The 4,169-nt window shown below is 32.2% G+C and carries 4 protein-coding genes and 1 pseudogene; 2 read left to right on the top strand and 3 right to left on the bottom strand.

All coding sequences use genetic code 11. The annotated features are described in order from the left end of the window. Positions 1-2: 2 nt before the first annotated feature. A complete protein-coding gene (locus AD998_21900) occupies positions 3-1,010 on the top strand; it encodes a hypothetical protein (GenBank protein ID KOY84267.1) in 1,008 nt (335 codons plus the stop codon). A 5-nt stretch (positions 1,011-1,015) separates the two neighbouring features. Beyond that, a complete protein-coding gene (locus tag AD998_21905) occupies positions 1,016-1,534 on the top strand; it encodes a hypothetical protein (GenBank protein ID KOY84268.1) in 519 nt (172 codons plus the stop codon). Between the two features lie 80 nt (positions 1,535-1,614). Here the strand turns inward: AD998_21905 and AD998_21910 are convergent. The 3 genes and pseudogenes from AD998_21910 to AD998_21920 form a co-directional block, all read right to left on the bottom strand. Then, positions 1,615-2,034, bottom strand: a pseudogene (locus AD998_21910) (hypothetical protein). 652 nt (positions 2,035-2,686) lie between these two features. After that, positions 2,687-3,094, bottom strand: a complete 408-nt coding sequence (locus AD998_21915) for a hypothetical protein (GenBank protein ID KOY84269.1) — start codon at positions 3,092-3,094, stop codon at positions 2,687-2,689. Positions 3,095-3,150: 56 nt separating this feature from the next. Next, a complete protein-coding gene (locus AD998_21920; GenBank protein ID KOY84270.1) occupies positions 3,151-4,167 on the bottom strand; it encodes a hypothetical protein in 1,017 nt (338 codons plus the stop codon). Positions 4,168-4,169 lie beyond the last annotated feature (2 nt).

The following is a 4,169-nucleotide window of genomic DNA, read 5'->3' on the forward strand; positions in this document are numbered from 1 at the left end:
GTATGGAACAACCTAATAGACAATATACTAATAGTGAGGCGTATAGGTACGGGTTTAACTCTCACGAAAAATCTGAAGAGTTGGGTAATGGTATTTATACTGCTGAGTTTTGGGAATATGATAGTAAAATTGCTAGAAGATGGAATTTAGATCCCGTTTCACAAACAAATATATCTGATTATGCTGTTTTTAAAAATAGTCCGATACTTTATAAAGATTCTAATGGTGATATTCCTATTCCTGCAATAGTTTGGGGGATTGCTAAATTAATTATGATGGGAATGGCTGTTGAAACAGGTACTCAAATAACTGCTAATTTAGTGACGGGTAAAGATTGGCATGATTTAGATTATGTAGACATTGGTGTGAGTGGTGGATTGAATGCAATAACTGTTGGGCAGTTTACGTATCAAAAACAAGCATATCGATTTATAACATTATCAACAAAAATGTCCAAAGCAACTCCTTATATAGGAGAAGCTTTAAAAGCAACTATTGATGTAAAAATTGATGGTATTGAAACTATATTTAATGGATCAAAATCTCTAATAGACACAGGAGTAGATGCTGTTTTTGGTATAGGATCTGGGGGATTTGTAGGGTTAGCATTTAAAGAGTCTAATCCTCTAATGAAATCTAGTTTTGCTAAAGAAATTCAGCAAAAATATTCTAGCCTCTTAGATAAAGAATTTGCACAAACTGCTGGTTTACCTTTTTCTGAAAGACTTGCAACAATGAATAGACTATACCCTCAATTCGAATCTATTCAAAAGAAATATGGGTTTTGGAACCATACATTTAGCAAAGGTTTTGATTCTTCAATAGGTGTTTTTTCAGGCACTGTAGGTGATACAATAAAAGATAATGTCAAGGGCGAAGGCGAAGAACAAAAAATATATTCGTCTATTCCTCTTGTACTTTCTCCTAATGAACTTAAAAGACAGACTGCATTGCAATCATTATTAGGTGATATTAATAAGTATAAAACTAAGTATCCTGCAAAAAGATAGTTAATATGACTATAAAATCTGAACTACCTACCATTTTAATTACTATTTTATTAATAAGTGTCTTTTCTTATATTTACTATAGAAACAGAAAAGTTAATAATGATGGTATTGAAACAATTGGAATAATAATTAGAGAGGGAGGAATAAGCCAAAGAATTAGATTTAAGGTAGGAGATTCTATTCACACTACAAATCGAAAAAAAAGATCATTTAATAGCATTAGAACAGGAGAAAAGTATTACATTAAGTATGATAAAAATGATTATGATAATGTAAAGGTAGATATAAATAAACCATATATAGATGAGTCTTTTAAAAAAAGTGATATGATTCAAAATATTGATTTTAACATCACTAACTCAATTATAAAATTTAAATTTCGTCCAAACTCAGATTTTATTTATTATAGAGAACTACCTATATCAGATTCTTTATCTACAATTATAAGAAATAAAAGATTTAATAAAATATATGTAAAATATAAACCTGAAGATCCTTTTATTGCGTACATCGTAGTAGAATAAATTTACAAGAATCATAAGTTTTGTAAATTTATTCATAACAAAGAAAAGCCCCAACATTCAATGTTAGGGCTTTTTGTTTTTTATCTGCTTTTCTTTTTCAACTTTTCAACTTCTTTCTGTAACTGTTCGTTTTGTTTTTTGAGTTCTTCATTTTCTTTCTTCATTTCTATCATGTACAAATAAAGTTCCTCAATTTTCTGCATTTGTATTTTTTGCATTTCGGTTATATCTATACCATTTTCTTTTACTTCTTGTTCAGAAGGCACATCTGGTAAGTGTTTGTTCTCTTTAATAAAAGTTGCTACCTCAGAAAGTGGGCGAAGTTTAAAATTAGGATCAAATACAAAATCAGCCCATGTAGAAGCATCTACTTTTACACCTCTTGCCCTTACTTTACCTTCCACAAATAATCTAAAATTAGCATCATTAATTTTATCTGTGCCTATACCAACATTGCCATTATTACCTATAAACATTCTCAATCCTTGATTGTAAAATTGGGTATGGGTCATTTGTTTAGGACTGGTTCCTGTAGAAGCATGAGCAATGAAACCCCATCCTCCACCAGTATAAATGATAGAACCTGCATCATTGGCATTCATATTTCCCTCCATTTTCCAAACACTACCATCAAAACGAGCATTAGAAGAAAAGGCTGTTCTTTGCCAACTAGCATCTTCATCCAATAATACTTGCATCTTAACTAAACCACCATACAAATTAGCAGAATTCCCATCATTACCAATCGTTAAAGTATTACCATGCAAAGTAAAATTTTTTGATATCTGCATATCTCCTATATTGGTTAAGGCTGCTATAGGCATTTGACCATTTATACCCCATGTCCAACCTCTACCACTCTCACCACTCATAGTAGTCTTAATACTATAGCCTGTCACAGGACCATACTTGAACTCAGCACCTTGACCAAACGAAATCCTAAAATTAGGACCTCCATCCCAAAATTTCAAACCATTTTGTTCAGAGGTATTTGATACACTGAAGGATTCTCCATTAACGGTTTGCCCCCAAGCAAACCCACTACTGAGCAATAATGCTGCAAAAAAAACTATTTTTTTCATATCTGTTTTTATTTTTATTTCTTGAAAATGTTATATTTTATGTTTAGATAAAATATTGCATGGCAGAAAATTACCAATTAGAGATGTTTTTGGATTTACAATGAAACGGAAAATGATATACATCACCATAAATTTTCTTTTTTAGTAAAATATTCAATGATTTTTTAGGCTTAAACACAGAATCTCCTACTTCTATTTCTTTTAACAAACCTTTATAGCCAGTGAAATCATTATCATTATCAGCATAACTCAAAGTAAATATAATAATGGAATCATTATTGTTATTATTTAGTTTTACTTTAGGCTGGTTATGGTCTCTTCGATCTTTAAATTTATCAATAACAACTGCTTTATATTCCATATGAAGTACTTCTATTTTATATTCATCAGATGGACAGACTGTTATATAATTCTGTATTCTTGTGACAATGATTGCACAGCTAAAAAATATCCCAAGGAATATTATTTTTCCCTTCATAATACCATTTTTGAAAGTGATTCTAATAAAAAATTACATTATTATATTGTTTTAAACTACCACATTGATTTTAAAAAATTCAAAGCTTCTCCTCTAGTTCTTATTCTTGTGCTAGTAGATACACCAACACTTCCATCAATAGGAACAATTTCCTGTAAACCTTTAGAGAAATTAGGGCGTTTGAGAGTAGCATTTACTGTGTATGATTTATAAGTGACTTGATCAAATTTATTTTTAGAGACTCCAAAAGTCCCTGATAAATTTTTGAAAGATCCAGAAACAACCTTTGTTTCACCTTCCATATTTGAAAGTATATCTTGCTCTTGTTCACCTACTTCAGTAAAAACAACTAAGCCTCCTCCTGCTGAAACTCCTAAAGAACCTGTAGCTGGGTCTAGTGATGTAGATTTTGTTACATCTCCAAAGAGACCAAATACCCACTCTCCATCATGTCTTCCAAAAACTACAGTTAATGATTTTGAGGCATTATCATCACCACCTTTGCCATCTATAGAAATGTTTCCACTTAATGCCAGTCCATCCAAAGCATGATCAGCAGCCCAATTAGCTCTCATTAAATCTCCTTCAAATAAGCATCCCCAGAATCCTTTAGGTTCCTCAACATAAGTGTAATCACTCTTATCGTTAGCTATATCATCCTCTGTAAATACCCACTCATTTGTCTCGAAGTTCCCCCACCAGTATGCCAATTTACCTTTATTAACACCACTTTGTATCTCAGAGTAAACATAGTGAGTACCATCATTACCCGCATCATTAGAAGGTTTATAATATCCTGCAGCTTGCATATCAAGAGGAGACATAGCAGGTTCCAGCCCATCTAAATCTATGTATTTAATCGGCATATTACCAGCGAACTGGTAAGGTGTATACCAGGGATATTCAGGGGCGAGGGGATCTACAGATAAAAATTTAGCGATCGCGGGATTGTAGAGCCTGAATCCGTAATCTTGAGTTAAGCCAGCAGTACCCCATTCTCTATCATTTTCTTTACCGTTAAACCCGTACCTATACGCCTCACTATTAGTATATTGTCTATTAGGTTGTTCCATAC

The organism is bacterium 336/3, from assembly GCA_001281695.1.
Classification (GTDB): Bacteria; Bacteroidota; Bacteroidia; order Cytophagales; family Thermonemataceae; genus Raineya.